General features: G+C 56.9%; 36 protein-coding genes. 35 read left to right on the top strand and 1 reads right to left on the bottom strand.

From position 1 onward, the window contains the following. Positions 1-50 precede the first annotated feature (50 nt). The 4 genes from tuf to AC1RJW_RS08260 all read left to right on the top strand — a co-directional run bounded on the left by tuf (position 51) and on the right by AC1RJW_RS08260 (position 5,928). Complete coding sequence (gene tuf / locus AC1RJW_RS08245) at positions 51-1,241, top strand: elongation factor Tu (protein WP_077398776.1); 1,191 nt, start codon at positions 51-53, stop codon at positions 1,239-1,241. Between the two features lie 179 nt (positions 1,242-1,420). Then, positions 1,421-1,738 (top strand): 30S ribosomal protein S10, encoded by a 318-nt coding sequence (gene rpsJ / locus AC1RJW_RS08250; protein ID WP_010394389.1) that lies wholly within the window; start codon positions 1,421-1,423, stop codon positions 1,736-1,738. Between the two features lie 392 nt (positions 1,739-2,130). After that, positions 2,131-4,938 (top strand): TonB-dependent receptor plug domain-containing protein, encoded by a 2,808-nt coding sequence (locus AC1RJW_RS08255; protein ID WP_493044533.1) that lies wholly within the window; start codon positions 2,131-2,133, stop codon positions 4,936-4,938. 144 nt (positions 4,939-5,082) lie between these two features. Further along, the gene (locus AC1RJW_RS08260; protein ID WP_493044534.1) at positions 5,083-5,928 is read left to right on the top strand and encodes a DUF817 domain-containing protein; all 846 of its coding nucleotides are present in this window, start codon (positions 5,083-5,085) and stop codon (positions 5,926-5,928) included. Positions 5,929-5,947: 19 nt separating this feature from the next. On the opposite strand, the gene AC1RJW_RS08265 is transcribed toward AC1RJW_RS08260, so the two are convergent. Beyond that, on the bottom strand, positions 5,948-6,496 hold the full coding sequence (locus AC1RJW_RS08265; RefSeq protein ID WP_436497779.1) for a tetratricopeptide repeat protein: 549 nt from the start codon (positions 6,494-6,496) through the stop codon (positions 5,948-5,950). Between the two features lie 176 nt (positions 6,497-6,672). On the opposite strand from AC1RJW_RS08265, the gene creB reads away from it, so the two are divergent. The 31 genes from creB to rpsD all read left to right on the top strand — a co-directional run bounded on the left by creB (position 6,673) and on the right by rpsD (position 23,901). After that, positions 6,673-7,404: a two-component system response regulator CreB gene (gene creB / locus AC1RJW_RS08270; RefSeq protein ID WP_493044535.1), complete on the top strand. Its 732-nt coding sequence runs from the start codon at positions 6,673-6,675 to the stop codon at positions 7,402-7,404. Further along, positions 7,401-8,822 (top strand): two-component system sensor histidine kinase CreC, encoded by a 1,422-nt coding sequence (gene creC / locus AC1RJW_RS08275; protein ID WP_493044536.1) that lies wholly within the window; start codon positions 7,401-7,403, stop codon positions 8,820-8,822. Before creB ends, creC begins: the two co-directional genes overlap by 4 nt. 86 nt (positions 8,823-8,908) lie before the next feature. Continuing rightward, a complete protein-coding gene (gene creD, locus AC1RJW_RS08280) occupies positions 8,909-10,306 on the top strand; it encodes a cell envelope integrity protein CreD (RefSeq protein WP_493044537.1) in 1,398 nt (465 codons plus the stop codon). Positions 10,307-10,549: 243 nt separating this feature from the next. After that, positions 10,550-10,738: a hypothetical protein gene (locus AC1RJW_RS08285; RefSeq protein WP_070312494.1), complete on the top strand. Its 189-nt coding sequence runs from the start codon at positions 10,550-10,552 to the stop codon at positions 10,736-10,738. 87 nt (positions 10,739-10,825) lie between these two features. Beyond that, complete coding sequence (locus AC1RJW_RS08290; RefSeq protein ID WP_070312495.1) at positions 10,826-11,014, top strand: hypothetical protein; 189 nt, start codon at positions 10,826-10,828, stop codon at positions 11,012-11,014. Positions 11,015-11,381: 367 nt separating this feature from the next. Beyond that, the gene (gene rplC / locus AC1RJW_RS08295; protein ID WP_076565200.1) at positions 11,382-12,038 is read left to right on the top strand and encodes a 50S ribosomal protein L3; all 657 of its coding nucleotides are present in this window, start codon (positions 11,382-11,384) and stop codon (positions 12,036-12,038) included. A gap of 3 nt (positions 12,039-12,041) precedes the next feature. After that, entirely contained in the window at positions 12,042-12,662 is a 621-nt protein-coding gene (gene rplD / locus AC1RJW_RS08300) for a 50S ribosomal protein L4 (RefSeq protein ID WP_034753197.1), read from the top strand. Further along, positions 12,659-12,976, top strand: a complete 318-nt coding sequence (rplW, locus tag AC1RJW_RS08305; protein WP_010394398.1) for a 50S ribosomal protein L23 — start codon at positions 12,659-12,661, stop codon at positions 12,974-12,976. Before rplD ends, rplW begins: the two co-directional genes overlap by 4 nt. Beyond that, positions 12,976-13,803, top strand: coding sequence for a 50S ribosomal protein L2 (rplB, locus tag AC1RJW_RS08310; protein ID WP_034753198.1), 828 nt, complete (start codon positions 12,976-12,978; stop codon positions 13,801-13,803). The genes rplW and rplB overlap by 1 nt, the downstream gene beginning before the upstream one ends. A gap of 10 nt (positions 13,804-13,813) precedes the next feature. Beyond that, complete coding sequence (gene rpsS / locus AC1RJW_RS08315) at positions 13,814-14,089, top strand: 30S ribosomal protein S19 (RefSeq protein WP_008444295.1); 276 nt, start codon at positions 13,814-13,816, stop codon at positions 14,087-14,089. Then, entirely contained in the window at positions 14,086-14,418 is a 333-nt protein-coding gene (gene rplV / locus AC1RJW_RS08320; protein WP_170840583.1) for a 50S ribosomal protein L22, read from the top strand. The genes rpsS and rplV overlap by 4 nt, the downstream gene beginning before the upstream one ends. A gap of 9 nt (positions 14,419-14,427) precedes the next feature. Continuing rightward, the gene (rpsC, locus tag AC1RJW_RS08325; protein ID WP_034753199.1) at positions 14,428-15,252 is read left to right on the top strand and encodes a 30S ribosomal protein S3; all 825 of its coding nucleotides are present in this window, start codon (positions 14,428-14,430) and stop codon (positions 15,250-15,252) included. A 2-nt stretch (positions 15,253-15,254) separates the two neighbouring features. Beyond that, entirely contained in the window at positions 15,255-15,674 is a 420-nt protein-coding gene (rplP, locus tag AC1RJW_RS08330) for a 50S ribosomal protein L16 (protein ID WP_034753201.1), read from the top strand. A gap of 12 nt (positions 15,675-15,686) precedes the next feature. Further along, complete coding sequence (gene rpmC / locus AC1RJW_RS08335) at positions 15,687-15,878, top strand: 50S ribosomal protein L29 (RefSeq protein WP_010394412.1); 192 nt, start codon at positions 15,687-15,689, stop codon at positions 15,876-15,878. Beyond that, positions 15,875-16,147: a 30S ribosomal protein S17 gene (gene rpsQ, locus AC1RJW_RS08340; RefSeq protein ID WP_010394415.1), complete on the top strand. Its 273-nt coding sequence runs from the start codon at positions 15,875-15,877 to the stop codon at positions 16,145-16,147. The genes rpmC and rpsQ overlap by 4 nt, the downstream gene beginning before the upstream one ends. A 253-nt stretch (positions 16,148-16,400) precedes the next feature. Further along, the gene (gene rplN, locus AC1RJW_RS08345; protein WP_008444317.1) at positions 16,401-16,769 is read left to right on the top strand and encodes a 50S ribosomal protein L14; all 369 of its coding nucleotides are present in this window, start codon (positions 16,401-16,403) and stop codon (positions 16,767-16,769) included. 9 nt (positions 16,770-16,778) lie between these two features. Further along, positions 16,779-17,093, top strand: a complete 315-nt coding sequence (gene rplX, locus AC1RJW_RS08350) for a 50S ribosomal protein L24 (protein WP_010394419.1) — start codon at positions 16,779-16,781, stop codon at positions 17,091-17,093. A 6-nt stretch (positions 17,094-17,099) separates the two neighbouring features. After that, positions 17,100-17,639, top strand: a complete 540-nt coding sequence (gene rplE / locus AC1RJW_RS08355; protein ID WP_010394421.1) for a 50S ribosomal protein L5 — start codon at positions 17,100-17,102, stop codon at positions 17,637-17,639. 2 nt (positions 17,640-17,641) lie between these two features. Next, positions 17,642-17,947 (top strand): 30S ribosomal protein S14, encoded by a 306-nt coding sequence (rpsN, locus tag AC1RJW_RS08360; protein ID WP_010394423.1) that lies wholly within the window; start codon positions 17,642-17,644, stop codon positions 17,945-17,947. A gap of 14 nt (positions 17,948-17,961) precedes the next feature. After that, positions 17,962-18,357, top strand: coding sequence for a 30S ribosomal protein S8 (rpsH, locus tag AC1RJW_RS08365; protein ID WP_071325662.1), 396 nt, complete (start codon positions 17,962-17,964; stop codon positions 18,355-18,357). Positions 18,358-18,367: 10 nt separating this feature from the next. Further along, a complete protein-coding gene (gene rplF / locus AC1RJW_RS08370) occupies positions 18,368-18,901 on the top strand; it encodes a 50S ribosomal protein L6 (protein ID WP_071325661.1) in 534 nt (177 codons plus the stop codon). 13 nt (positions 18,902-18,914) lie between these two features. Then, the gene (gene rplR, locus AC1RJW_RS08375) at positions 18,915-19,277 is read left to right on the top strand and encodes a 50S ribosomal protein L18 (RefSeq protein WP_010394431.1); all 363 of its coding nucleotides are present in this window, start codon (positions 18,915-18,917) and stop codon (positions 19,275-19,277) included. Positions 19,278-19,286: 9 nt separating this feature from the next. Further along, a complete protein-coding gene (rpsE, locus tag AC1RJW_RS08380) occupies positions 19,287-19,805 on the top strand; it encodes a 30S ribosomal protein S5 (protein ID WP_010394433.1) in 519 nt (172 codons plus the stop codon). 10 nt (positions 19,806-19,815) lie between these two features. Beyond that, positions 19,816-19,995 carry a 50S ribosomal protein L30 gene (gene rpmD, locus AC1RJW_RS08385; RefSeq protein WP_010394435.1) on the top strand — a complete coding sequence of 60 codons (180 nt, stop codon included), beginning with the start codon at positions 19,816-19,818 and terminating at the stop codon, positions 19,993-19,995. A 30-nt stretch (positions 19,996-20,025) separates the two neighbouring features. After that, positions 20,026-20,457, top strand: coding sequence for a 50S ribosomal protein L15 (gene rplO, locus AC1RJW_RS08390; protein ID WP_034753211.1), 432 nt, complete (start codon positions 20,026-20,028; stop codon positions 20,455-20,457). A gap of 32 nt (positions 20,458-20,489) precedes the next feature. Further along, the gene (gene secY / locus AC1RJW_RS08395) at positions 20,490-21,824 is read left to right on the top strand and encodes a preprotein translocase subunit SecY (RefSeq protein WP_010394438.1); all 1,335 of its coding nucleotides are present in this window, start codon (positions 20,490-20,492) and stop codon (positions 21,822-21,824) included. An 18-nt stretch (positions 21,825-21,842) separates the two neighbouring features. After that, positions 21,843-22,061, top strand: coding sequence for a translation initiation factor IF-1 (gene infA, locus AC1RJW_RS08400; RefSeq protein WP_005663428.1), 219 nt, complete (start codon positions 21,843-21,845; stop codon positions 22,059-22,061). A gap of 42 nt (positions 22,062-22,103) precedes the next feature. Then, positions 22,104-22,217 (top strand): 50S ribosomal protein L36, encoded by a 114-nt coding sequence (gene rpmJ, locus AC1RJW_RS08405; RefSeq protein WP_010394471.1) that lies wholly within the window; start codon positions 22,104-22,106, stop codon positions 22,215-22,217. A 14-nt stretch (positions 22,218-22,231) separates the two neighbouring features. Then, complete coding sequence (gene rpsM, locus AC1RJW_RS08410) at positions 22,232-22,597, top strand: 30S ribosomal protein S13 (RefSeq protein WP_046681666.1); 366 nt, start codon at positions 22,232-22,234, stop codon at positions 22,595-22,597. Positions 22,598-22,614: 17 nt separating this feature from the next. Then, on the top strand, positions 22,615-23,019 hold the full coding sequence (gene rpsK, locus AC1RJW_RS08415) for a 30S ribosomal protein S11 (protein WP_010394475.1): 405 nt from the start codon (positions 22,615-22,617) through the stop codon (positions 23,017-23,019). Positions 23,020-23,277: 258 nt separating this feature from the next. Next, positions 23,278-23,901: a 30S ribosomal protein S4 gene (rpsD, locus tag AC1RJW_RS08420; RefSeq protein WP_071325659.1), complete on the top strand. Its 624-nt coding sequence runs from the start codon at positions 23,278-23,280 to the stop codon at positions 23,899-23,901. The last annotated feature ends 24 nt before the right edge of the window (positions 23,902-23,925 follow it).

Raw genomic sequence — 23,925 nt, forward strand, 5'->3', positions numbered from 1 at the left:
ACGAGAATGCCGGTCCCTACATTTAAATCATTGTTCTAAGGAAGAATAAAATGGCAAAAGGTAAATTCGAACGGACCAAGCCGCACGTCAACGTCGGCACCATCGGCCACGTCGACCACGGTAAAACCACGCTGACCGCTGCAATCGCAACGGTTCTGTCGAAGAAATTCGGCGGCGAAGCCAAAGCATACGACCAGATCGATGCGGCTCCAGAAGAAAAAGCGCGCGGTATCACGATTAACACCGCCCACGTCGAGTACGAAACGGAAACGCGTCACTACGCGCACGTTGACTGCCCAGGCCACGCCGATTACATCAAAAACATGATTACCGGTGCTGCCCAGATGGACGGCGCGATCCTGGTGTGCTCCGCAGCTGACGGCCCAATGCCACAGACCCGCGAACACATTCTGCTGGCCCGCCAAGTTGGCGTTCCATACATCATCGTGTTCCTGAACAAGTGCGACCTGGTCGACGACGCAGAGCTGCTGGAACTGGTTGAAATGGAAGTGCGCGAGCTGTTGTCGAAGTACGAATTCCCAGGCGACGACCTGCCAATCATCAAAGGTTCGGCACGTATGGCGCTGGAAGGCAAAGAAGGCGAAATGGGCGTTGACGCAGTGTTGCGTCTGGCCGATGCGCTGGATGCGTACATCCCAACGCCAGAGCGCGCTGTTGACGGTGCCTTCCTGATGCCAGTGGAAGACGTGTTCTCGATCTCGGGTCGCGGTACCGTGGTAACCGGTCGTATCGAGCGCGGCATTGTCAAAGTCGGCGAAGAGATCGAAATCGTCGGTATCACCGATACCGTCAAAACGACTTGCACCGGCGTGGAAATGTTCCGCAAGCTGCTGGACCAAGGTCAAGCAGGCGACAACGTTGGTCTGCTGCTGCGCGGCACCAAGCGTGAAGACGTGCAACGTGGTCAAGTTCTGGCCAAGCCAGGCTCGATCAAGCCGCATGCGCACTTCACCGGCGAGATCTATGTTCTGTCGAAAGACGAAGGCGGCCGTCATACGCCATTCTTCAACAACTATCGTCCACAGTTCTACTTCCGCACGACGGACGTGACCGGTTCGATCGAGTTGCCAGCAGACAAAGAAATGGTCATGCCAGGCGATAACGTGTCGATCACCGTCAAGCTGATCAACCCGATCGCGATGGAAGAAGGTCTGCGCTTCGCTATCCGCGAAGGCGGCCGTACCGTCGGTGCTGGTGTTGTTGCAAAAATCATCGCTTAATTATTAAGCGAATATAAAAGAAGACGCGTCGTCGCCCGGCGCTCTTCTTTTTATTCAACTGCCGGGGTTGGCAAGCATTTTGGTGCTATCATGTCGACCCTGACGGTTGTTGCGTCAGAAATTCCCGTATCACCTCATTGCCGTGCAGACTGCGCGGTTCGTTCTTTTAAGGAAATATCATGTCGGCACCAAACCAGAAAATCCGTATCCGTCTGAAGGCTTTCGATTACAAGCTGATCGATCAGTCCGCTCTGGAAATCGTTGAAACCGCGAAGCGCACCGGCGCTGTCGTCAAAGGCCCAGTACCACTGCCTACCCGTATTCAACGTTTCGATGTGCTGCGTTCCCCGCACGTTAACAAAACTTCGCGCGATCAGTTCGAGATCCGTACGCACCAACGCCTGATGGACATCGTTGACCCAACGGACAAAACCGTTGACGCGCTGATGAAGCTGGACCTGCCAGCTGGTGTTGATGTTGAAATCAAACTGCAATAAGAGTTTCAAGGGCAGCTGACAACGCCGTAGCACCAGGTGTTGACAGCTGTTCCAGGCCGGCGGGGTGTCCCGCTGCCTGATGATGGGGCCGGGCCTGCTCACGATCGTGAGTGCGCCCGGCCCCATTGCTTTGAGGTCGTGTCTTTTGCGGTGCTGCCGTCCTTTCCCTCATCCTATTTCCTCCCTTTTTCTTCTTTTCGCTTCTCCTTGCCTGACCTATAAAGTGGGGTTAAAACAACAATTGTTAATTGTTTTCTTCCCCGGTCGCGTCAAATGTGAGAAATTTGTAACATGCGTGAGAATGTGTGATTATTTTACAAAAATGGTCAGTGCAACGCATCGATTTATAAAACGAAAACAATATCTGAGGAGTGGTTTTGAAAAGTTTAGTGATGAGCAATACACCCCGTTTGAAGAAAAGCACACTGGCAATAGCATTGACACTGGCCTTCTCCCAATATGCTGTGGCGCAAGAAGCTGCCGCACCTGCAGAAAAACTGCAACGCGTCGAAGTCACCGGCAGCAGCATCAAGCGTACCGAAGCTGAAACAGCCGGCTCGCTGCAGGTTCTGACCCGCGACGACATCGAGCGCACCGGCCAGACCACGGCGCTGGGCATCCTGAATTCCTCCGCTGCCATCAGCACCTCGATCGACTCGTCGAACAACAGCTCGGGCAGCTTTGCCACGGGTTCTTCGGGCGTGGGCATGCGTGGCCTGGGCAAGGTCGCGACCCTGGTGCTGGTCAACGGCCGCCGCATTGCACAATACGGCCTGGCCGACGGCGCGCAGCAAAACTTCACCAACCTGGACGCGATCCCGGCTGCCGCCATCGAGCGCATCGAGATCCTGAAAGACGGCGCATCGGCAATCTATGGTTCCGACGCCATCGCTGGCGTGATCAACATCATCCTGCTGAAGAACTTCGAAGGCGCCAAGATCACCGGCAACTACAAGGAAACTGAAGGCTTCAGGGACCAGCGCAGCCGCAACGTTTCCGGTATCGTCGGTTACGGCGATATCGACAAGGATGGTTTCAACACCTACCTGACGTACGAAGCGTACAAGAACGACGGTTACACCGCTGACGACCTGCGCGGCCACTATCCTGAATGGCACCGCCAGACCCCGGGCCGTTCGACCTGGGACGCCCTGAGCGCGTTCTCGCCAACCGGCAACTATTTCCTGAGCAGCACGAACATCGTCGCCGCGCCAGGCTGCCCGGCCGACAAGATCGACCCGAAAGACAAGCTGTGCAAGATGGATGTCCTGCCGTATACCGGCCTGACCACCAATGCCAAGCGCTATGCGCTGGCCAGCAACACGCATTTCCGCATTGGCAAGAACATCGACGCCAACTTCGAGATCACCAATGCCGGCGCCAGCAACGACTACATCGTCGCCCCGTTCAACGTCAGCAACGGTAGCGCCACCACGTCGTCGAGCACCTGGTACGACGCGATCAACGGCAAGATGGTCGGTCCATACTTCTATCCAAAATTGCCGGTTGGCCACGCGATGAATCCGTATGCGACGCCGGTGGAATACCGTGCCCGCATGATGGATACCGGTGAGGGCTTCAACTTCAACCGCACCGAGTCCGATCAGACGCGCGTCATGCTGAGCCTGAACGGCGACATCGGCAATTTCGACTGGAAATCCGCGGTCGGCTACATGAACTCGAAAGCCAACAAGGCCACCCGTGCCGTGAGCGCGACCGGCTACACCAATGCCATCGTCAACGGCACCTACAAGTTCGGCCAGCAAAACGATGCCGCGCTGCTGGAGTCGATGTTCCCGGTGCGTACCACCAAGGGCGAGTCGAAGATCACCTTCATCGACGCGACCGTGTCCGGTGAAGTAGCGCAACTGCCTGCCGGTCCTTTGAGTGTGGCATTCGGTACCGACATCCGTCGCGAAAAGTATGAAATGGCCAGCTCGGACAACGTGCTGCGTGGCGACCTGGTCGGCATCGCCGGCCTGCAAGTCAAAGACACCATGGATCACTACGCGCTGTTCGCCGAAGCGACCATTCCGGTGGTCAAGCGTGTGGAAGTGAGTGCAGCGGTACGTGCCGACAAGTCCACCAACAGCGACGTGCACTTCTCGCCTAAGCTGGGCTTGCGCGTCAACGCCACCGACACCCTGTTGCTGCGCGCTACGGCCGCTGGCGGCTTCCGCGCGCCAAACATCGTCGAAACCGGTAACGGCCTGGGCCGCAGCTCGTTCGCGACCAGCGTCAGCGATCCACGTCGTTGCTCGACTGCCAGCACCCTGAACAACCTGGTGCAGAACAATCCGGCAGCCACCACCGTCGACAAGGCGCAGGCGAATACCTTCCGCAACAGTGATTGCTCGGGCGGCGTGCCTAGCTTCGTGTCGGCGAACAAGGACCTGAAACCGGAAACCTCGCGTTCGATCACCGCTGGTTTCGTCTTTGAACCGGTCAAGAACTGGACCGTGGCACTGGACTACTACCATATCGAACGCAAGGACGAAATCGGTACCCGTGCCGTGGCCGACATCCTGCGCGGCGAAGCTGGCCTGCCAGCCGGGCAGCTGGTGCGTGTCGATAATTCGGCTTCCGATGCGCAATTCCTGGCACTGGTGAAAAAATACGCTCCGGGCAATACCACCAACTTCGGCGGCGTTGGCGCGATCGGCTTGCTGTACAACCCATACGTCAACAGCGGCAAGACCCGTGCTTCGGGCTTCGACTTCGACGCGGGTGGCCGTTTCAATACCGGTATCGGCCAGGTTCGCTTGAAACTGGAAGGTAGCTACCTGTGGAAGTACCAGGAATTCAGCGTAACCGACAATGCCTATGACACCAACCTGGCCGGTAACTATGACCTGGGTTCGCGCCTGAAAACCAAGCTGCGCGCCAGCCTGAAGACCGGCGAGTTCGACCACGGCATGACCCTGAACTACGCCAGCGGCTTTAGCAACGACAACCAGACTTCGCCAACCTACTGTGTTACCAACAAGGTTTCGGCTGAGAGCATGGGTGTTTGCTCGCGCGTAGGCAGCAACACCACGGTCGACTACAACCTGTCGTACGGTGGCATCAAGAACACGCGTCTGAGCCTGTACATCGACAATCTGTTCGACAAGGCTGCACCGATTCAATGGCGCAAAGGTTACGCTGAATCGTTCCAGATGCGTCGTATCGGCGTAACGGCCAGCTACACCTTCCTCTGATCGGCGTCAGCTGATACCCCACCGTCCGGCAGCGATGCCGGGCGTGTCAAGGACCAGGCCTCGTGCCTGGTTTTTTTTGCCTTGCCATCGCGGCACAGGGGAATTTCTCTTTACAGTGCTGCGGCTGGACGATAAGGTTGCCGCATGCTTAACGCCCTCGATACCCACCTGCTCAATGCGGCTCCCCGTCATCGCCTGCGCGGCTGGCCGCGCTTCCTGACCGAGTTCCTGTATTTCGGCATCAAGGAGGCGAGGTCCTGCCTGTTCGTGGGACTTTTTTTTGCCACCGTCTTCCTCGTGCCGCGCGCCGGCCTGTTTGGCCTGCCACGCTATGACGTGCTGCTGCTGGCGGCGCTGGCGATCCAGGGCGCGATGGTCTGGAGCGGTCTGGAAACGTGGGATGAGCTGAAAGCCATCTGCCTGTTTCACGTGGTCGGCTTCGCGCTGGAAGTGTTCAAGGTATCGGGGGCGATACAGTCGTGGAGCTATCCCGACTTCGCCTACAGCAAGGTGCTTGGCGTGCCCCTGTTTTCCGGCTTCATGTACGCGGCCGTCGGCAGCTACATTATCCAGACCTGGCGCCTGCTCGACATGCGGATCCGCCACCATCCGCCGTACTGGATGGCGGTGCTGATCGCGCTGCTGATCTACGCCAACTTCTTCACCCATCACTACATCGGCGACTATCGCTGGTATCTGGCCGCCTGCGCGCTGGGCTTGTATGCGCGCACCACCGTGGTGTTCCGGCCGCTCGACCGCGACCGCAGCATGCCCTTGCTGCTCGGTTTCGTGCTGGTCGGTTTCTTCATCTGGCTGGCTGAAAACATCAGCACCTTTTGGGGCGTGTGGCGCTATCCGAACCAGCTTGGCGCGTGGTCGGTCGTGCATGTCAGCAAATGGAGCTCATGGTCGCTGCTGGTGGTGATGACGTTCACCATCGTGGCCCACCTCAAGCACATCAAGGCCAGCATCCACGTCGCCCAGCCGTAGGCCGGGCCCCGGGAGCCGCTTATTGCAAGGTGGCCGCCACCACGTCGAAGCGTGCGCCCAGTGCCGCCTGCGGGCCGCCTTGCAGCTGTTTGGCATACTGGCGCAGCACTTCCGCCGAATACGTGCGCGAGGCGGGCGACAGCTTCGGCAGCAGCGGCAGCACGCGTTCCAGATAGCCCGTGCCTTCCTGCCACTTGCCTTGCGCGGCCAGCGCCGACGCCAGTTCCACCATGCGGCGGCCGATGCGCGCATCGCTGCGCGGCTGTGCTGCTTCTTCCGTGGCCAGCGCTTGCCGGTACAGTTGTTCCGCTTCCGCATTCTTGCCCTGCAAGCGCTTGATGCGGCCCAGGTTGTACTGGCGCTGCGAGAGGATGTCCGCGCTGGCCCCGGCCTGCTCGGCGCTGCGCAGCGCCTGTACGCAAGCCAGTTCCGCTTCGCCAAACTGGCCTTTGAGTTCGGCCGCGTTGCAGGCATCTTGCTGTTCATTGGAGGTGGTGAGTGTCGCTGGCGCCGCGCAGGCGGCCAGCAGGCTGACAGCGCATAGCAGGCTGATGGTATGGTTCTTCATAGTCTCCTCGGACGGGTGTCAAACACGGTGTATCGGTGGAGTCATGCCGTGATAAATATACTATAAGTTTTTTGGGATGGGCGGCTTTTCGCCGGCGCACGCGATGGACGCCGGATTGACGCCGCTGGCGTGCTTCAGGGATACTCCGGGCTTGTCCACTAATGCGTGCCGCCGCCATGTCCAAGACTGTCCTGATCGTGGAAGATGAACAGGCGATTGCCGACAGCATCGCCTATGCCTTGCGCACGGATGGCTTTACGCCGCGCCATGTGATGTTGGGCGAACAGGCCCTGGCCGCGTTGCGCCCGATGCCCGGCGAAGCCGCGCACCTGCCCGTTCTGGTGGTACTCGACGTGGGTTTGCCCGACATGAGCGGGCTGGAAGTATGCCGCCGGCTGCGCCAGTTTTCCGAGGTGCCGGTGATCTTCCTGACGGCCCGCAGCGATGAGATCGACCGTATCGTCGGCCTGGAAATCGGCGCCGACGATTACGTCACAAAACCGTTTTCACCGCGCGAACTGGTGGCCCGCATCCGCGTCATCTTGCGCCGCGCAGGCGTCGCGCCAGTCCCGCGCGAGACTGGCATGACGATAGCCGCGCCTGTCGCCGCGACCGCGCCGGCGCGCTTCGAGCTGCGTGCGCTGGAGGCGCGCGTGCTGTTTCACGGCCAGCCGCTGGACCTGACCCGCTATGAATACCTGTTGCTGAAGACTTTGCTCGAGCATCCGGGCCACGTGCTGTCGCGCGCGCAGCTGATGCAGCGCGTGTGGAGCGGGGCGCCCGACACGCTCGAGCGCACCGTCGATGCGCACGTCAAATCGCTGCGCGCCAAGCTGCGCGCCATCGACGCGCAGCTAGACCCCATCCACACCCACCGTGGCCTCGGCTACAGCCTGGCCGGCGCATGAAGATCGGCCTGCGCATCCTGCTTGGCTACTTCCTGGTCGTCGGCCTGGCCGCATGGTTCCTGTTGAATGTCTTCATGGAACAGGTCAAGCCGGGCGTGCGCTCGACCCTGGAAGACACCCTGGTCGATACCTCGCAACTGCTGGCCAGCCTGGTGGCGCCCGATGTGAAGGCGGGCACGCTGGTGCAGTCGCCCGTGGCCGCGCGCATGCAGGATTACGCGCGCCATGGCGTGGACGTCAATATCAATGGCGTGCGCAAGCGCACGCTCGATTACTGTATCACCATCACGGACCGGCACGGCATCGTGCTGTTCGATTCCAGCGGGCGCGATGTGGGGCGCGACTATTCGCGCTGGAATGACGTGTATCTGACCTTGCAGGGCAAGTATGGCGCGCGCAGCACGCGCAGCCGGCCTGACGACGAGATGTCGACGGTGATGCACGTGGCCGCGCCGATTCGCGACGGCGACGAGGTGATCGGCGTGCTGACGGTGGCCAAGCCGAACGCCAGCGTGCAAGCGTTTGTCGAGCGCAGCCAGCGCAAGATCCTGCAGCGCGGCGCTGTGCTGTTGCTGCTGTCGCTGCTGATCGGCCTGGCGTTCGCCTGGTGGCTGCACCATGCGCTGGGCAAGCTGATGCACTACATCGGCGACGTGGAAGCGGGGCGCAAGGTGGCGCTGCCGGCGCTGGGCAAGAATGAGATCGGCACCCTGGGGCGGGCGCTGGAAGCGATGCGCACGCGCCTGGAAGGCAAGGAATACGTGGAGCAGCTGATGCATACGCTGGCGCATGAATTGAAAAGCCCGATCGCCGCCATCCAGGCCTCGGCCGAGCTGCTGCAGGAAGACATGCCGCCGGCCGAGCGGCGCCAGTTCCTCGCCAGTATCCTGGAGCAGAACGCGCGCCAGCGGCAATTGATCGACAAGCTGCTGGCCTTGGTGCGCGTGGAAAAGCAGCAGCGCCTGGAACACCCCGAGCGCATCGCGCTGGAGCCCCTGCTGGCGCAAGTGGCGCAGGATGCGGCCGCCACGCTGGCGGCGCGCGGCGTGCGCCTGCGGCTGCAGGCGGAAGAGGGGAGTGTGGCCGGCGATGCCCTGTTGCTGCGCCAGGCGCTGGGCAACCTGCTCGACAATGCGGCCGGCTTTGCGCCGCCCGGCAGCGGTATCGACCTGACGGCGCATCGCCAGGGCAACCAAGTGGAAATTGCCGTGCGCGACCGCGGCGCGGGCATTCCCGCGTATGCGCTGGAACGCGTCTTCGAGCGCTTCTATTCCCTGCCGCGCCCGAGCGCCGGCAAGAGCACGGGCCTGGGCCTGCCCTTCGTGCGCGAGGTTGCTTCCCTGCATGGCGGCACGGTCGAGGTGCTCAATCATGCGGACGGCGGTGCCTGCGCGCGCCTGTGCCTGCCGTTGGTGTAGCGCACTTTATTTGCCCGCTTCACACAGACTGCATCGTCAGCGCATACAGCTTTTTTACACTGGCACCCTTACTTCAAGGATGCGCCATGCAAAAAACTCTGTTAGTCAAAGCGTTGATCGTGTTCGGCCTGATGTTGCTGATCGGCCTGCCTTTGCTGATGATTCAGGAAACGATCAAGGAGCGGATGGAATTCCGCCAGGAAGCCGTCAACAGCATCGCCGCCGATTCGGTGCGCGAACAAACCATCATCGGCCCCATCCTGGTGATTCCCTACACGGAGCAGTATGAGGAGCGCGTGGAGGTGGCCAAGGGCGACGACAAGGCGCAGGAAGTGAAAGTGCCGGTGCGCACGGAGTTGCTGCGCCGCACGGTGCAGCGCCGTCTGCTTGTCTACCCGAACAATTTACTGCTCAACGGTAACATCGACACGGACCGCCGCTACCGCGGCATCCACCAGGTGCTGGTCTACAGCGGCCAGCATGCGTTCAAGGGCGACTTCACGGTGCCGGCCGGCAGCCAGCTGCCGCGCAAGTCGCCGGATTCGCGCGTGACCCTGGGGGCGCCGTTCGTGGCCCTGTCCATCGAGGACGTGCGCGGTATCCGTAATATTCCGAAAATCGACTGGGGCGGCCAGAAGATCGAGTTCGAGCAGGGCACCGACCTGTTTGCCTTCCGCAGCGGCCTGCATGCGCCGCTGGGCGCCATGCCGCTGGCGGCGCCGCAGCAGGTGCACTTCAGCTTTGACCTGGGCCTCGATGGCATCGAACGCCAGCACTTCGTGCCGGTGGCGAAAAACAGTCAGATCAGCATCAAGTCGAACTGGCCCCATCCGCAGTTTGGCGGGCGCTTCCTGCCGTCGCCGAAATTCCGCCAAATCAACGCCGATGGCTTTCAGGTCGAGTGGAGCATCTCCTCGCTGGCCACCAATGCGCAAACGCAGCTGAGCACGATCGAGGGCGAGTTCAAGGTGCCCGACAGCGCGCCGCTGGGCCAGATCGACCGCTTCAGTGTGGGCTTCATCGAGCCGGTGAATGTGTATTCGCAATCGGACCGGGCCACCAAATATGGCTTGCTGTTCGTGGCGCTGACCTTTGCCGCCTTCTTCATCTTTGAAATCCTGAAAAGCCTGCCGATCCACCCGGTGCAGTACCTGCTGGTGGGTCTGTCGCTGGTGATCTTCTTCCTGTTGCTGGTGGGCCTGGCGGAACACATCGCCTTCCTGGCCGCCTACCTGATTGCCAGCGCCGCCTGTATCGTGCTGACCAGCTTTTATCTGGTGCACGTGCTGCACAACGCCTGGCGCGGCATCGGCTTCGGCGTGGGGCTGACCATGCTGTATGGCGCGCTGTATGGCTTGCTGAGCTCGGAAAACAATGCGCTGGTGATGGGCAGCATCCTGTTGTTCGCCGTGCTGGCAGCCATCATGGTGGCGACGCGCAAGGTGGACTGGTATCAGATTGGCAAAGGAGCGCCACAAGAGTAAGGCTTACCCGGGCGCCATGCGCCACCTTCCAGCCAGCCCGGACAGTGATATGCCCTGGCTGGTTTTTGTATTTGGCGCGGGAAGAGCGCGGCATCATAAATTGGTAGTTGGTTGGTATTGTTTACGGTATGCTATTGGCATTGCTTTTTAAGTAATGGCGGGCGCCGCAGCACCCGCCCGGGGCGGTGTGAGGATGGCATGCCGTGCTGGTTGTTTGTCCATCAGATAAAACGGAGATGCAATATGATCAAAAAGACGATGGTTTTTCTGTTTGCGCTGGGTCTGAGCGCCTCGTATGCGTTTGCTGCTGGCGATGTCACGCAGTGCTATAGCGAGTGCGGGCAAAAAGTGGCCAATTGCCGGGCGCACCTCGGCGGCAGCCCCATCTGCGAAGATCTCTACGAGCATTGCCTGGCCAATTGCCAGAAGTAGGCCCCATGCTCCTGACGGCGTGCCTTGCTGCGCATGAGGTGGCGCCGATGAGCTTTCATTCCTGAAAACACACAAGTGGAGACATGCATGTACAAGAAAATCGCGGTATTCCTGTTTGCCATCGGCTGTAGCGCCTCATATGCCATGGCCGGCAATGATTGCACGCTGGAGTGTGCCATCCGGGCCAATACGTGCTCGGGCGGCATGCCCGGTTCGGCCTCGAGCCCTATTTGCGAGATGATCTACAAGCATTGCATCGAGCAGTGCAAGGTCTGAACTGAACTGCGCCCAAGGGGGCGTCAAGCCTGATTGATGGAGGTAAGGGGGCGCGTACGGGGTGTACGCGCCCTTGTCGTTTCTGCGACTGCCAGCGCTGGTCGCTGCTGGCGCCCGGTGTCCCAGAGGCCGCATGCCGCCGTGGTTTGCACCCGTTAAATTGCCTTGCGGCAGCGTTTTTCAGGCGCGCCGACAACTCCCGCAGGGGCGTTGCGCAACACTTTGACATACCTCGTGTTAACTTGTTGCGTCAAGGGTTTTTGTGCTATATACTAGCCGGCTTCGGTATGGATTCGTCTTTTTTGAGTCCTACGTTACTTTGTAGTTAAACAAGCCCCGCCCAATCGCAGGTGGGAATGGAGAAAAAATGAGCCTAGGCCTTCTCGGTCGCAAGGTTGGTATGATGCGCATTTTCACGGATGAAGGGGATTCGATTCCTGTCACCGTGTTGGACGTATCGAACAACCGTGTTGCGCAAATCAAAACCCCTGAAACAGATGGCTACTCCGCTGTTCAGGTCGCATTCGGTCAACGTCGCGCTTCCCGCGTGACCAAAGCTGTTGCTGGTCATCACGCTAAAGCTGGTGTTGAAGCCGGTACTCTGTTGAAAGAGTTCCGTGTCGACGCTGCCAAAGCCGCTGAACTGAAAGCTGGCGATGTTGTCGCTGCTTCCCTGTTCGAAGTCGGTCAAAAGATCGACGTGCAAGGCGTTACCATCGGTAAAGGCTATGCAGGCGTTATCAAACGTTACCACTTCGCTTCCGGCCGTCAAACGCACGGTAACTCGCGTTCGCATAACGTTCCAGGTTCCATCGGTATGGCACAAGATCCAGGTCGCGTTTTCCCTGGTAAGCGCATGACCGGTCATCTGGGTGACGTTAACCGTACGATCCAGAACCTCGTGATCGCCCGTATCGATGCCGACCGTCAGCTGCTGCTGGTCAAAGGCGCGATTCCAGGTGCGAAAAATGGCCAGGTAGTTGTCTCGCCAGCCATCAAAACCAAAGCCAAGAAGGGAGCTTAAACGATGGAACTCAAGCTTCTGAATGCGCAAGGTCAAGCCGCCTCGAACGTTGCTGCAGCCGATACGATTTTCGGCCGTGACTACAATGAAGCGCTGATCCACCAAGTCGTCATCGCTTATCAAGCGAATGCACGTAGTGGTAACCGCAAGCAAAAAGACCGTGAAGAAGTTCACCACACGACGAAAAAGCCATGGCGCCAAAAAGGTACCGGCCGCGCTCGTGCTGGTATGTCGTCGTCGCCACTGTGGCGCGGCGGTGGTCGGATTTTCCCGAACTCGCCTGACGAAAACTTCACCCACAAAGTGAACAAAAAAATGTATCGCGCAGGTATCTGCTCGATCCTGTCGCAGCTGGCTCGCGAAGAGCGCCTGATCGTCATCGACGATCTGACGATCGACGCGCCAAAAACCAAGCTGCTGTCGCAAAAATTGAACGGCCTGGGCTTTGATTCGGTTCTGATCATCACCGACGTTCTGAACGAAAACCTGGAACTGGCATCGCGCAACCTGCCTAACGTACTCGTCGTTGAGCCACGTCACGCAGACCCGATGTCCCTGGTGTTCTACAAGAAGATCCTGGTCACCAAAGCTGCATTGGCCAAGATTGAGGAGATGCTGGCATGAGCGCGATTTTGAAACATAGCGAAGAACGCTTGATGAAGGTGCTGTTGGCGCCCGTGATTTCCGAAAAGGCCACCATGGTCGCGGAAAAGAACGAGCAAATTGTATTCCGCGTATTGCCGGATGCAACCAAGCCTGAAATCAAGGCAGCGGTCGAACTGCTGTTCAAGGTTGAAGTTCTGTCCGTGCAAACTGCAAACCGCGAAGGTAAGCAAAAGCGCACCGGCAAGTTCAACGGTCGTCGTAACCATACCAAGCGTGCTTTCGTGTGCCTGAAGCCTGGCCAGGAAATCAACTTCTCCGAGGAGGCTGCATAATGGCACTCGTTAAGATGAAACCAACCTCGCCAGGCCGTCGCGGCATGGTGAAGGTGGTGAATGCCGACCTGTACAAAGGTCGTCCGTTCGCTGCCCTGGTTGAAAAGAAATCCAAGACCGCTGGTCGTAACAACAACGGTCACATCACCACCCGTCATATCGGTGGTGGTCACAAGCAACACTACCGCTTGATCGACTTCAAGCGCACCAAAGATGGTATTCCAGCGAAAGTGGAACGTATCGAATACGATCCAAACCGCACCGCGAATATCGCTCTGTTGTGCTACGCCGACGGCGAACGTCACTACATCATCGCAACCAAAGGCATGGCCGTTGGCGACAGCGTGATGAACGGTTCGGAAGCACCGATCAAATCGGGTAACTGCTTGCCAATCCGTAACATCCCAGTCGGTACCGTGATGCATTGCGTTGAAATGCTGCCAGGTAAAGGTGCCCAAATGGCACGTACCGCCGGCGCTGGCGTTGTGCTGATGGCACGTGAAGGTACCTACGCTCAAGTGCGTCTGCGCTCGGGTGAAGTACGTCGCGTGCACATCGAGTGCCGTGCAACGGTTGGTGAAGTCGGCAATGCCGAGCACAGCCTGCGTAAAATCGGTAAAGCTGGTGCGATGCGCTGGCGCGGTGTTCGTCCTACCGTTCGCGGTGTGGTCATGAACCCGGTCGATCACCCGCACGGTGGTGGTGAAGGTAAAACAGCAGCTGGTCGTCATCCAGTTTCGCCTTGGGGCCAACAGACTAAGGGTAAGAAGACACGCAGCAACAAGCGTACTACTTCCATGATCGTCTCGCGCCGCGGCAAGAAATAAGGGGTAGCACATGACACGTTCATTGAAAAAAGGGCCGTTCTGTGACGCCCACCTGGTGAAAAAAGTTGAAGCCGCGCAAGCAGCCAAAGACAAAAAGCCAATCAAAACCTGGTCGCGTCGTTCGACAATCATGCCTGACTTTATCGGCCTGACGATCGCGGTGCATAACGGCAAGCTGCACGTGCCGGTTTATGTTTCCGAAAACATGGTTGGTCACAAGCTCGGCGAATTCGCACTGACCCGTACGTTCAAGGGCCATGCAGCTGACAAAAAGGCTAAGAAATAATGGAAACTAAAGCTATCCTCAAAGGTGTGCGCCTGTCGGACCAAAAGGGCCGCCTGGTTGCGGACCTGATCCGTGGCAAGAAAGTTGACGCTGCACTCAATATCTTGCAATTCAGCCCGAAAAAAGGTGCTGCGATCATCAAGCGCGTTCTGGAATCCGCTATTGCGAATGCCGAGCACAATGATGGCGCGGACATCGACGAATTGTTCGTGAAAACGATCTACGTCGAAAAGGGCCCGGTCCTGAAGCGCTTCACCGCGCGTGCAAAAGGCCGTGGCGACCGTATTTCGAAACAATCCTGTCACGTTTACGTGACTGTCGGTAACTAAGGAGCCACGATGGGTCAGAAAATTCATCCAACCGGTTTCCGTCTGGCGGTCACCCGTAACTGGGCTTCGCGCTGGTATGCAGGCAACGGCAATTTCGCTGCCATGCTGAACGAAGACTTGAAAGCACGTGCTTACCTGAAAAAGAAACTGAAGAACGCTTCCGTTGGCCGCATCGTTATCGAGCGCCCAGCCAAGAACGCGCGCTTCACGATCTACAGCTCGCGTCCAGGCGTGGTCATTGGTAAAAAAGGCGAAGACATCGAAGTACTGAAGTCCGCGCTGACCAAGATCATGGGCGTACCTGTTCACGTGAACATCGAAGAAATTCGCAAGCCAGAAATCGACTCGCAACTGATCGCCGATTCGATCGCTCAGCAGCTGGAAAAACGGATCATGTTCCGCCGCGCCATGAAGCGTGCAATGCAAAATGCAATGCGCCTGGGTGCTCTCGGTATCAAGATCATGTCGTCCGGCCGTCTGAACGGTATCGAAATCGCGCGTAAAGAGTGGTACCGCGAAGGCCGCGTGCCTCTGCATACCCTGCGCGCCGATATCGACTACGGTACCAGCGAAGCGTCGACCACCTACGGCATCATCGGTGTCAAGGTGTGGGTATACAAAGGTGACCGCGCGCCTAACGGCGATGCACCAGTCATCGATACCCCGGCTGACGAGAAGAAAAGCCGCGGCCCACGCCGTGACGATGGCAAGCCAGCTGGCCGTCCACGTCCAGCCGGTGCCGGTGCGAAACCATCCACAGCACCAGGTGCACGTGTGCGTACCGCCGCTAAACCGGCCGCCGCAGCAGCACCAGCTGAGAAAGCAGGAGAATAATCATGCTGCAACCAGCACGCAGAAAGTATCGTAAAGAGCAGAAAGGCCGTAATACCGGTATTTCGCACAGCCGCGGCACCGCCGTGTCGTTTGGCGAATTCGGTCTGAAGGCAGTTGCGCGCGGTCGTATCACTGCGCGTCAAATTGAAGCGGCGCGTCGTGCAATGACGCGTCACATCAAGCGCGGTGGCCGTATCTGGATCCGTATTTTCCCGGACAAACCGATTTCGAACAAACCGGCTGAAGTCCGTATGGGTAACGGTAAAGGTAATCCTGAGTACTACGTCGCTGAAATTCAGCCAGGCAAAGTACTGTACGAAATGGATGGCGTTGATGAAGCGCTGGCACGGGAAGCATTCCGTCTTGCCGCCGCTAAACTGCCACTGGCGACGACGTTTGTCATCCGCCAAGTCGGCCAATAATTGGAGTTGTATATGAAAGCATCTGAACTCCGCGGCAAGGACCAGCCAGCTCTGCAAAAAGAGCTGAATGACCTGTTGAAGGCACAGTTCGGCCTGCGCATGCAAATCGCTACGCAGCAGCTGAGCAACACTTCGCAGCTCAAGAAGGTACGCCGCGATATCGCGCGTGTGAAGACGGTAATGAATCTGAAGGAAGCCAAATGAACGAACCAGTGAAACAGTCGCTCAAGCGCACGCTGATCGGTAAAGTGGTTTCGGACAAGATGGACAAGACCGTTACCGTTCTGATCGAGCGCCACGTAAAACATCCTTTGTATGGCAAGATCATCATGCGCTCGAACAAGTATCACGCGCATGACGAGACCAACCAAGTCAAGGCCGGTGACACGGTCGAGATCCAGGAAGGTCGCCCGATCTCCAAAACGAAGGCATGGACGGTGACACGTGTGGTTCAAGCCGCACCAACCGTTTAAATAAAAACCACCGTTTCGGCGGTGGCTTTTAATTAGTACTTGCAGGCCCGCAAATTGTATGTAATACTTGCGGGCTTCGTTCATGTAACGCCGCAAAGTGTCTGGCCACAGACAGTAGCATTCGCGGTCAGTTGATGTATGAAGGTCATGCACCCAAACAGTGAAGCCCAGCAGGGCGGCTCTGGCGGGACCAAGACTGACCGTGGGTCTACATTGTGTGGATTCTTCGGCTTAAGTTGGGAAAGAGAATACTATGATTCAAACTGAAAGCCGGCTCGAAGTGGCTGACAATACCGGTGCCAAAGAAGTAATGTGCATCAAGGTATTGGGCGGCTCCAAGCGCCGTTATGCTGGCATTGGCGATGTGATCAAGGTAACCGTTAAGGTTGCTGCGCCACGTGGCCGTGTCAAAAAAGGTGAAATTTATAACGCCGTGGTTGTGCGCACCGCTAAAGGTGTTCGCCGCCAAGACGGTTCCCTGGTGAAGTTCGACGGCAACGCCGCCGTTCTGTTGAACGCCAAGCTGGAACCGATCGGTACCCGTATTTTTGGACCTGTCACGCGCGAACTGCGCACTGAGAAGTTCATGAAAATCGTGTCCCTGGCACCGGAAGTCCTGTAAGGAGTCGTAATGGATAAGATTCGTAAAAACGACGAAGTCATCGTTCTGACCGGGAAAGACAAGGGCAAACGTGGTGTGGTACAGCAGCGTATCGATGCTGAACATATCGTGGTTGACGGCATTAACATCGCTAAAAAAGCGACTAAGCCAAACCCGATGACTGGCGTAACTGGTGGTATCGTCGATAAGACCATGCCAATTCACGTGTCCAACGTTGCATTGTTTAATGCAGCGACTGGCAAGGCAGATCGCGTGGGTTTCAAAGAAGTGGATGGCAAAAAAGTCCGCGTCTTTAAATCCTCCGGCGAAGTAGTGAAGGCTTAAGAAATCATGGCACGTCTCCAAGAATTCTATAAAGAAAAAGTCGTTGCCGACCTGACCAGCAAGTTTGGTTACAAGTCGGTAATGGAAGTTCCACGCCTGACCAAGATCACCCTGAACATGGGTGTTGGTGAGGCTATCGCGGATAAAAAAGTTCTCGAGCACGCAGTTGCTGACTTGACCAAGATCGCCGGCCAGAAGCCAGTGACCACCAAGTCCCGCAAAGCGATCGCAGGCTTCAAAATCCGTGAAGGTTACCCGATCGGTACGATGGTCACCCTGCGCGGCGCTCGCATGTACGAGTTCCTGGATCGCTTCATTACCGTGGCTCTGCCGCGCGTACGCGATTTCCGTGGTGTGAACGGCCGTGCATTTGATGGTCGTGGCAACTACAACATCGGTGTCAAGGAACAGATCATTTTCCCTGAAATCGAATACGACAAGATTGACGCGTTGCGCGGTATGAATATCAGCATCACGACAACCGCTAAGACCGATGACGAAGCCAAAGCTTTGCTCGCCGCCTTTAAATTCCCTTTCAGGAACTGATCATGGCCAAACTGTCACTGATTAATCGTGAGATCAAGCGTGCTGACCTGGTGGCGAAATTCGCCCCTAAGCGCGAAGCTCTCAAGGCCATCGTCGATGACCAATCGAAATCGGAAGAAGAGCGCTACGAAGCTCGCCTGAAACTGCAGGCGCTGCCACGTAACTCGAACCCGACGCGTCAACGTAATCGTTGCGCCATCACCGGTCGTCCGCGCGGCACATTCCGTAAATTCGGTCTGGGTCGTATCAAGCTCCGTGAATTCGCCATGCGTGGTGAAATTCCGGGTATGACAAAAGCAAGCTGGTAATAGGAGAATATGCAATGAGTATGAGCGATCCTATCGCCGATATGCTGACCCGCATTCGCAACGCACAAGGCGTGCAAAAAACGACCGTGGCCATGCCATCGTCGAAAGTCAAAATTGCGATTGCCAACGTCCTGAAGGACGAGGGTTACATTGAAGATTTCGCTGTTGCCGAAGCTGGTGGCAAGGCGGAACTGAAGATCGGTTTGAAGTATTATGTTGGCCGTCCCGTTATTGAGCGCTTGGAGCGCGTGTCCCGTCCGGGTCTGCGCGTCTACAAGGGTAAAGACGAGATCCCTGTTGTGATGAATGGCTTGGGTGTGGCGATCGTGTCGACTCCGCAAGGCGTCATGACTGACCGCAAAGCACGCGCTACCGGTGTCGGCGGCGAAGTTATTTGCTACGTGGCTTAAGGAGTTACACATGTCTCGAGTAGCTAAAATGCCTATCGTAGTGCCAGCTGGCGCCGAAGTCGCCATCTCCGCACAAGCGATCACCGTAAAAGGCCCGCTGGGCGTACTTTCCCAAGCCCTCACCGGCCTGGTCAAAGTGGAAAACAATGCAGGAACCCTGAGTTTCGACGTGGCGAACGACAGCCGCGAAGCCAATGCCATGTCCGGCACGCTGCGCGCACTGGTCAACAACATGGTTGTTGGCGTCACCAAGGGTTTCGAGAAAAAGCTGAACCTGGTAGGCGTGGGTTACAAGGCGCAAGCTCAAGGCGACAAGCTGAATCTGTCCCTGGGTTTCTCGCACCCTGTAGTGCATGACATGCCAGCCGGCGTTACCTGCGCAACACCAACCCCGACCGAGATCCTGATTAAAGGTATCGACCGTCAACAGGTTGGCCAGGTAGCCGCTGAAGTTCGTGCTTACCGCGCTCCTGAGCCTTATAAAGGCAAGGGCGTTCGCTATGCGGACGAAGTGGTTAAGCTTAAAGAAACCAAGAAGAAGTAATTAGGGGCTGACGATGGATAAGAAAGAATCACGGCTTCGCCGCGGACGCCAAACCCGCATCAAGATTGCGGAATTGAAAGTAAATCGCTTGTCGGTGCACCGCACCAACCTGCACATTTACGCCAACCTGATCAGCCCGGACGCTAAAGTCCTGGTTTCGGCCTCGACGGCTGAAGCGGAAGTTCGCGCTGAACTGGCAGGCCAATCCGGCAAAGGCGGCAATGCCGCTGCTGCAGCCTTGATCGGCAAGCGCGTCGCTGAAAAAGCGTTGAAAGCAGGAATTACCGAAGTTGCGTTCGACCGCTCCGGTTTCCGTTACCACGGCCGTGTGAAAGCGTTGGCAGAAGCCGCACGCGAAGCCGGTCTGAAGTTCTAAGGATCAATCATGGCAAAAATGCAAGCAAAAATGCAAAGCGACAAGCCGGATGATGGCATGCGCGAAAAAATGATCGCGATCAACCGCGTGACCAAAGTGGTCAAGGGTGGTCGTATCATGGGTTTCGCCGCGCTGACCGTAGTTGGTGATGGCGATGGCCGCGTCGGCATGGGCAAGGGCAAATCGAAAGAAGTGCCAGTTGGCGTGCAGAAGGCAATGGAAGAAGCCCGTCGCAACCTGATCAAAGTACCGCTCAAAAACGGCACCTTGCATCACACGGTTGTTGGTCGTCACGGCGCCTCCAAGGTCCTGATGAACCCAGCTAAGCCTGGTACTGGCGTTATCGCTGGTGGTGCAATGCGCGCTATCTTCGAAGTGATGGGCGTGACGGACGTGGTGGCGAAATCCACCGGTTCGAACAACCCATACAACCTGGTACGCGCTACGCTGGACGGCCTGTCGAAAATGAGCACTGCTTCCGATATCGCTGCCAAGCGCGGCAAGTCGGTCGAAGACATTCTGGCTTAAGGTGGACAAAATGACAAACACAGTCAAAGTGCAATTGGTCAAGGGCTTGATCGGTACGCGCGAATCGCATCGCGCTACCGTGCGCGGTCTGGGTCTGCGTCGTGTAAATTCGGTTTCCGAATTGCAAGACACCCCATCCGTACGCGGCATGATCAATAAAGTATCGTATCTCGTTAAAGTTGTCGGGTAAGCCTTCGGGCTTACACGAACGGAGCAAATCATGGAATTGAATACTATTGCACCAGCCGAAGGCGCTAAGCACTACAAGCGTCGCGTCGGTCGCGGTATCGGCTCCGGCCTGGGTAAAACCTCGGGTCGTGGTCACAAAGGTCAGAAATCGCGTTCGGGCGGCTTTCATAAAGTCGGTTTCGAAGGCGGTCAGATGCCTCTGCAACGCCGTCTGCCTAAGCGCGGTTTCAAATCGATGCACGCAACCTTCAAAGCTGAAGTGCGCCTGTCCGATTTGAACAACCTGGCTGTTGGCGATGTCGACATTCTGGTCTTGAAGCAAGCTGGCGTTCTGGGCGTGTTGGCCCGTGACGTGCGCGTGATCTTGTCCGGCGAAATCACCAAAGCGGTGAATTTGAAGGGCTTGAAAGTGTCCGCTGGCGCGAAAGCCGCCATCGAAGCAGCCGGCGGCTCGGTAGCCTGAGTTGACCGCTAACAGCTTGATCGGAGCGAAAATTGGCGACTAATCCACAACTTGCTAAAAGTGCAGCGGCCGGTTTCCCTTGGGGACGGCTCTGGTTTTTGCTTGGCGCATTGGTGGTTTATCGTATCGGTGCTCACGTCCCGGTTCCCGGGATTGACCCGACACAATTAGCCTCGCTGTTCAAGGAGCACGAAGGCGGCGTCCTGGGCATGTTCAACATGTTCTCGGGCGGTGCCTTGTCTCGTTTTACAGTGTTTGCGCTGGGTATCATGCCTTATATCTCGGCCTCGATCATCATGCAATTGCTGTCGATCGTGTCACCGCAGATGGAAGCGTTGAAAAAAGAAGGCGAAGCAGGTCGTCGCAAGATCACCCAGTACACCCGGTATTTCACGGTTGCCCTGGCACTGTTCCAAGCGTTAGGCATTGCAGTCGCACTGGAGTCGCAAGCTGGTCTGGTGTTGGAACCTGGTCTTGCATTCCGCTTCGTGACGGTCGTCACTTTGTTGACCGGAACAATGTTTTTGATGTGGTTGGGTGAGCAAATTACCGAGCGTGGCTTGGGGAATGGCATCTCGATCATCATTTTTGCCGGGATTGCAGCAGGTCTGCCGTCGGCGTTGGGTGGCTTGTTCACCCAGGTGTCGAATGGTTCGATCGGCAGCTTCAGCGCGATTTTCATCGTGATCCTGGTAGCACTGGTAACGTACTTCGTCGTATTCGTCGAACGTGGTCAGCGCAAAATATTGGTCAATTACGCGAAGCGCCAGGTAGGCAACAAGATTTATGGCGGTCAAACCAGCCATTTGCCGTTGAAGCTGAACATGGCCGGCGTGATCCCGCCGATCTTTGCTTCTTCGATCATCTTGTTCCCGGCCACTATCGTGGACTGGTTTTCAAAGGGCGCCGACAACGCTAACCCTGCGGTGCGGTTCTTGAAAGATTTGGCAGCATCGATGGGGCCTGGTGAGCCTATCCATGCGCTGTTGTACGCAGTGGCGATCGTGTTTTTCTGTTTCTTCTATACAGCGCTGGTATTTAACAGCAAGGAAACAGCGGATAACTTGAAGAAAAGCGGTGCGTTCATTCCCGGGATCCGTCCAGGCGAGCAGACAGCCCGTTACATCGACAAGATCCTGACACGCTTGACACTTGCCGGCGCAGTCTACATCACCCTGGTGTGTTTATTGCCGGAATTTATGCAAGCCCAGTGGAAAGTACCATTCTATTTCGGCGGTACTTCTTTATTGATTATTGTAGTTGTCACCATGGATTTCATGGCGCAAGTACAGAACTACGTGATGTCGCAGCAATATGATTCGCTGCTGCGCAAAGCAAATTTCAAGGGCGGAATTCCGACGCGTTAAGCGCGGTAAACATACCGAATGGCAAAAGACGACGTCATACAGATGCAGGGCGAGATTCTTGAGAATCTCCCAAATGCAACATTTCGAGTGAAGCTGGAGAACGGACACGTGGTGCTCGGGCATATTTCAGGTAAAATGCGGATGAACTATATTCGCATTCTCCCTGGAGACAAGGTGACGGTGGAGTTAACGCCGTACGACCTGAGCCGAGCCCGCATTGTGTTCCGTACCAAGTAACACACTGAATCAAACCAAAGAAGCGAAAGAAAGAGCCCAAAAATGAAAGTTCTCGCATCAGTCAAGCGGATCTGCCGCAACTGCAAGATCATCAAGCGCAAAGGCGTAGTCCGCGTTATCTGCGTGGAACCACGTCACAAGCAGCGTCAAGGTTAATCGAGGAATAACAAATGGCACGTATTGCAGGGGTTAATATCCCAAATCATCAGCATACCGTTATCGGCCTGACGGCCATCTACGGTGTGGGCCGTCCACGCGCAGAGAAAATCTGTGCATCGACCGGTGTAGCAACCAACAAAAAGATCAAAGATCTGGATGACAGCGAACTGGAAAAGCTGCGCGATGAAGTAGGTAAATTCATCGTCGAAGGCGATCTGCGTCGTGAACTGTCCATGAACATCAAGCGTTTGATGGATCTGGGTTGCTACCGCGGCATGCGTCATCGTAAGGGTCTGCCTTGCCGTGGCCAGCGTACGCGTACGAACGCACGTACCCGCAAGGGACCGCGTAAAGCCGCTCAATCGCTGAAAAAATAATCCGCTAGGGAATAATTATGGCTAAGTCGCAAAATAACGCCGCATCAGCACGCGTGCGTAAAAAAGTTAAAAAGAACGTCGCTGAAGGCATCGCACATGTCCACGCATCGTTCAATAACACCATCATTACCATCACCGATCGTCAAGGCAATGCCTTGTCGTGGGCTACCTCCGGCGGTGCAGGCTTCAAGGGTTCGCGTAAATCGACCCCATTCGCAGCGCAGGTCGCCGCGGAAGCCGCTGGTAAAGTGGCTGTTGAGTGTGGCGTCAAGAACCTGGAAGTACGCATCAAGGGCCCAGGTCCTGGTCGTGAATCCGCCGTTCGCGCGCTGAACAACCTGGGCATCAAGATCACCGAGATCCAGGACGTGACGCCGGTACCGCACAACGGTTGCCGTCCACCGAAACGTCGTCGTATCTAAGATAGTGTTGCAGAGGGCGCTTCGGCGCCAGCTGCTTTGCTGTCTGTTGTAACTCAGTACAGTTGTGTGAAAACGCTGGAGCAGGGAGCCGGAAACGGTTATACTGCCCGGCTGTTCTTGCCTGTCAAATCCTGTTTGACGGGTTTTTCGTTTTCAGCCACCGTCTGATTGAAACCAAATCAGACTAGCGCCTAACCGCATCAGTGTGTTTGATCATGCATGTGGCTGGGGCGTTATCATTTAAAAAAAGGAAGTATCGTGGCACGTTATATCGGACCTAAAGCAAAACTTTCCCGCCGTGAAGGTACAGACCTGTTCCTGAAGAGCGCCCGTCGCTCGCTGGACAGCAAGTGCAAACTGGACGTCAAGCCAGGCCAGCACGGTGTCAAATCCGGCGCCCGCACCTCGGACTACGGTAACCAACTGCGCGAAAAGCAAAAAGTCAAGCGCATGTACGGTGTGCTGGAACGTCAATTCCGCCGCTACTTCGCTGAAGCAGACCGTCGTAAAGGCAACACTGGCGAAACGCTGTTGAAGTTGCTGGAAACGCGTCTGGACAACGTTTGCTACCGCATGGGCTTTGGCTCGACCCGCGCTGAAGCGCGTCAATTGGTCAGCCACAAAGCGTTCACCGTGAACGGTATCGTTGTGAACATCGCTTCGTACGCAGTCAAGGTTGGCGACATCATCGCTGTTCGTGAAAAATCGAAAAAGCAAGTGCGTATCGTTGAAGCACTGTCGCTGGCTGAACAAGTTGGTATGCCTAGCTGGGTTTCGGTTGATGCCAAGAAAATGGAAGGTACTTTCAAGTCCCTGCCAGAGCGTAACGAAATCGCTAACGACGTCAACGAATCGCTGATCGTCGAGCTGTACTCGCGTTAATAGCAGTTAGCACCACCTCCGCCC

Source organism: Janthinobacterium sp. GW822-FHT07A03, from assembly GCF_058798815.1.

Bases quoted from the DNA above. Each gene is read 5' to 3' on its own strand.
- tuf (WP_077398776.1), top strand. From the start codon at position 51: ATGGCAAAAGGTAAATTCGAACGGACCAAGCCGCACGTCAACGTCGGC.
- rpsJ (WP_010394389.1), top strand. From the start codon at position 1,421: ATGTCGGCACCAAACCAGAAAATCCGTATCCGTCTGAAGGCTTTCGAT.
- AC1RJW_RS08255 (WP_493044533.1), top strand. From the start codon at position 2,131: ATGAGCAATACACCCCGTTTGAAGAAAAGCACACTGGCAATAGCATTG.
- AC1RJW_RS08260 (WP_493044534.1), top strand. From the start codon at position 5,083: ATGCTTAACGCCCTCGATACCCACCTGCTCAATGCGGCTCCCCGTCAT.
- AC1RJW_RS08265 (WP_436497779.1), bottom strand. From the start codon at position 6,496: ATGAAGAACCATACCATCAGCCTGCTATGCGCTGTCAGCCTGCTGGCC.
- creB (WP_493044535.1), top strand. From the start codon at position 6,673: ATGTCCAAGACTGTCCTGATCGTGGAAGATGAACAGGCGATTGCCGAC.
- creC (WP_493044536.1), top strand. From the start codon at position 7,401: ATGAAGATCGGCCTGCGCATCCTGCTTGGCTACTTCCTGGTCGTCGGC.
- creD (WP_493044537.1), top strand. From the start codon at position 8,909: ATGCAAAAAACTCTGTTAGTCAAAGCGTTGATCGTGTTCGGCCTGATG.
- AC1RJW_RS08285 (WP_070312494.1), top strand. From the start codon at position 10,550: ATGATCAAAAAGACGATGGTTTTTCTGTTTGCGCTGGGTCTGAGCGCC.
- AC1RJW_RS08290 (WP_070312495.1), top strand. From the start codon at position 10,826: ATGTACAAGAAAATCGCGGTATTCCTGTTTGCCATCGGCTGTAGCGCC.
- rplC (WP_076565200.1), top strand. From the start codon at position 11,382: ATGAGCCTAGGCCTTCTCGGTCGCAAGGTTGGTATGATGCGCATTTTC.
- rplD (WP_034753197.1), top strand. From the start codon at position 12,042: ATGGAACTCAAGCTTCTGAATGCGCAAGGTCAAGCCGCCTCGAACGTT.
- rplW (WP_010394398.1), top strand. From the start codon at position 12,659: ATGAGCGCGATTTTGAAACATAGCGAAGAACGCTTGATGAAGGTGCTG.
- rplB (WP_034753198.1), top strand. From the start codon at position 12,976: ATGGCACTCGTTAAGATGAAACCAACCTCGCCAGGCCGTCGCGGCATG.
- rpsS (WP_008444295.1), top strand. From the start codon at position 13,814: ATGACACGTTCATTGAAAAAAGGGCCGTTCTGTGACGCCCACCTGGTG.
- rpsC (WP_034753199.1), top strand. From the start codon at position 14,428: ATGGGTCAGAAAATTCATCCAACCGGTTTCCGTCTGGCGGTCACCCGT.
- rplP (WP_034753201.1), top strand. From the start codon at position 15,255: ATGCTGCAACCAGCACGCAGAAAGTATCGTAAAGAGCAGAAAGGCCGT.
- rpmC (WP_010394412.1), top strand. From the start codon at position 15,687: ATGAAAGCATCTGAACTCCGCGGCAAGGACCAGCCAGCTCTGCAAAAA.
- rpsQ (WP_010394415.1), top strand. From the start codon at position 15,875: ATGAACGAACCAGTGAAACAGTCGCTCAAGCGCACGCTGATCGGTAAA.
- rplN (WP_008444317.1), top strand. From the start codon at position 16,401: ATGATTCAAACTGAAAGCCGGCTCGAAGTGGCTGACAATACCGGTGCC.
- rplX (WP_010394419.1), top strand. From the start codon at position 16,779: ATGGATAAGATTCGTAAAAACGACGAAGTCATCGTTCTGACCGGGAAA.
- rplE (WP_010394421.1), top strand. From the start codon at position 17,100: ATGGCACGTCTCCAAGAATTCTATAAAGAAAAAGTCGTTGCCGACCTG.
- rpsN (WP_010394423.1), top strand. From the start codon at position 17,642: ATGGCCAAACTGTCACTGATTAATCGTGAGATCAAGCGTGCTGACCTG.
- rpsH (WP_071325662.1), top strand. From the start codon at position 17,962: ATGAGTATGAGCGATCCTATCGCCGATATGCTGACCCGCATTCGCAAC.
- rplF (WP_071325661.1), top strand. From the start codon at position 18,368: ATGTCTCGAGTAGCTAAAATGCCTATCGTAGTGCCAGCTGGCGCCGAA.
- rplR (WP_010394431.1), top strand. From the start codon at position 18,915: ATGGATAAGAAAGAATCACGGCTTCGCCGCGGACGCCAAACCCGCATC.
- rpsE (WP_010394433.1), top strand. From the start codon at position 19,287: ATGGCAAAAATGCAAGCAAAAATGCAAAGCGACAAGCCGGATGATGGC.
- rpmD (WP_010394435.1), top strand. From the start codon at position 19,816: ATGACAAACACAGTCAAAGTGCAATTGGTCAAGGGCTTGATCGGTACG.
- rplO (WP_034753211.1), top strand. From the start codon at position 20,026: ATGGAATTGAATACTATTGCACCAGCCGAAGGCGCTAAGCACTACAAG.
- infA (WP_005663428.1), top strand. From the start codon at position 21,843: ATGGCAAAAGACGACGTCATACAGATGCAGGGCGAGATTCTTGAGAAT.
- rpmJ (WP_010394471.1), top strand. From the start codon at position 22,104: ATGAAAGTTCTCGCATCAGTCAAGCGGATCTGCCGCAACTGCAAGATC.
- rpsM (WP_046681666.1), top strand. From the start codon at position 22,232: ATGGCACGTATTGCAGGGGTTAATATCCCAAATCATCAGCATACCGTT.
- rpsK (WP_010394475.1), top strand. From the start codon at position 22,615: ATGGCTAAGTCGCAAAATAACGCCGCATCAGCACGCGTGCGTAAAAAA.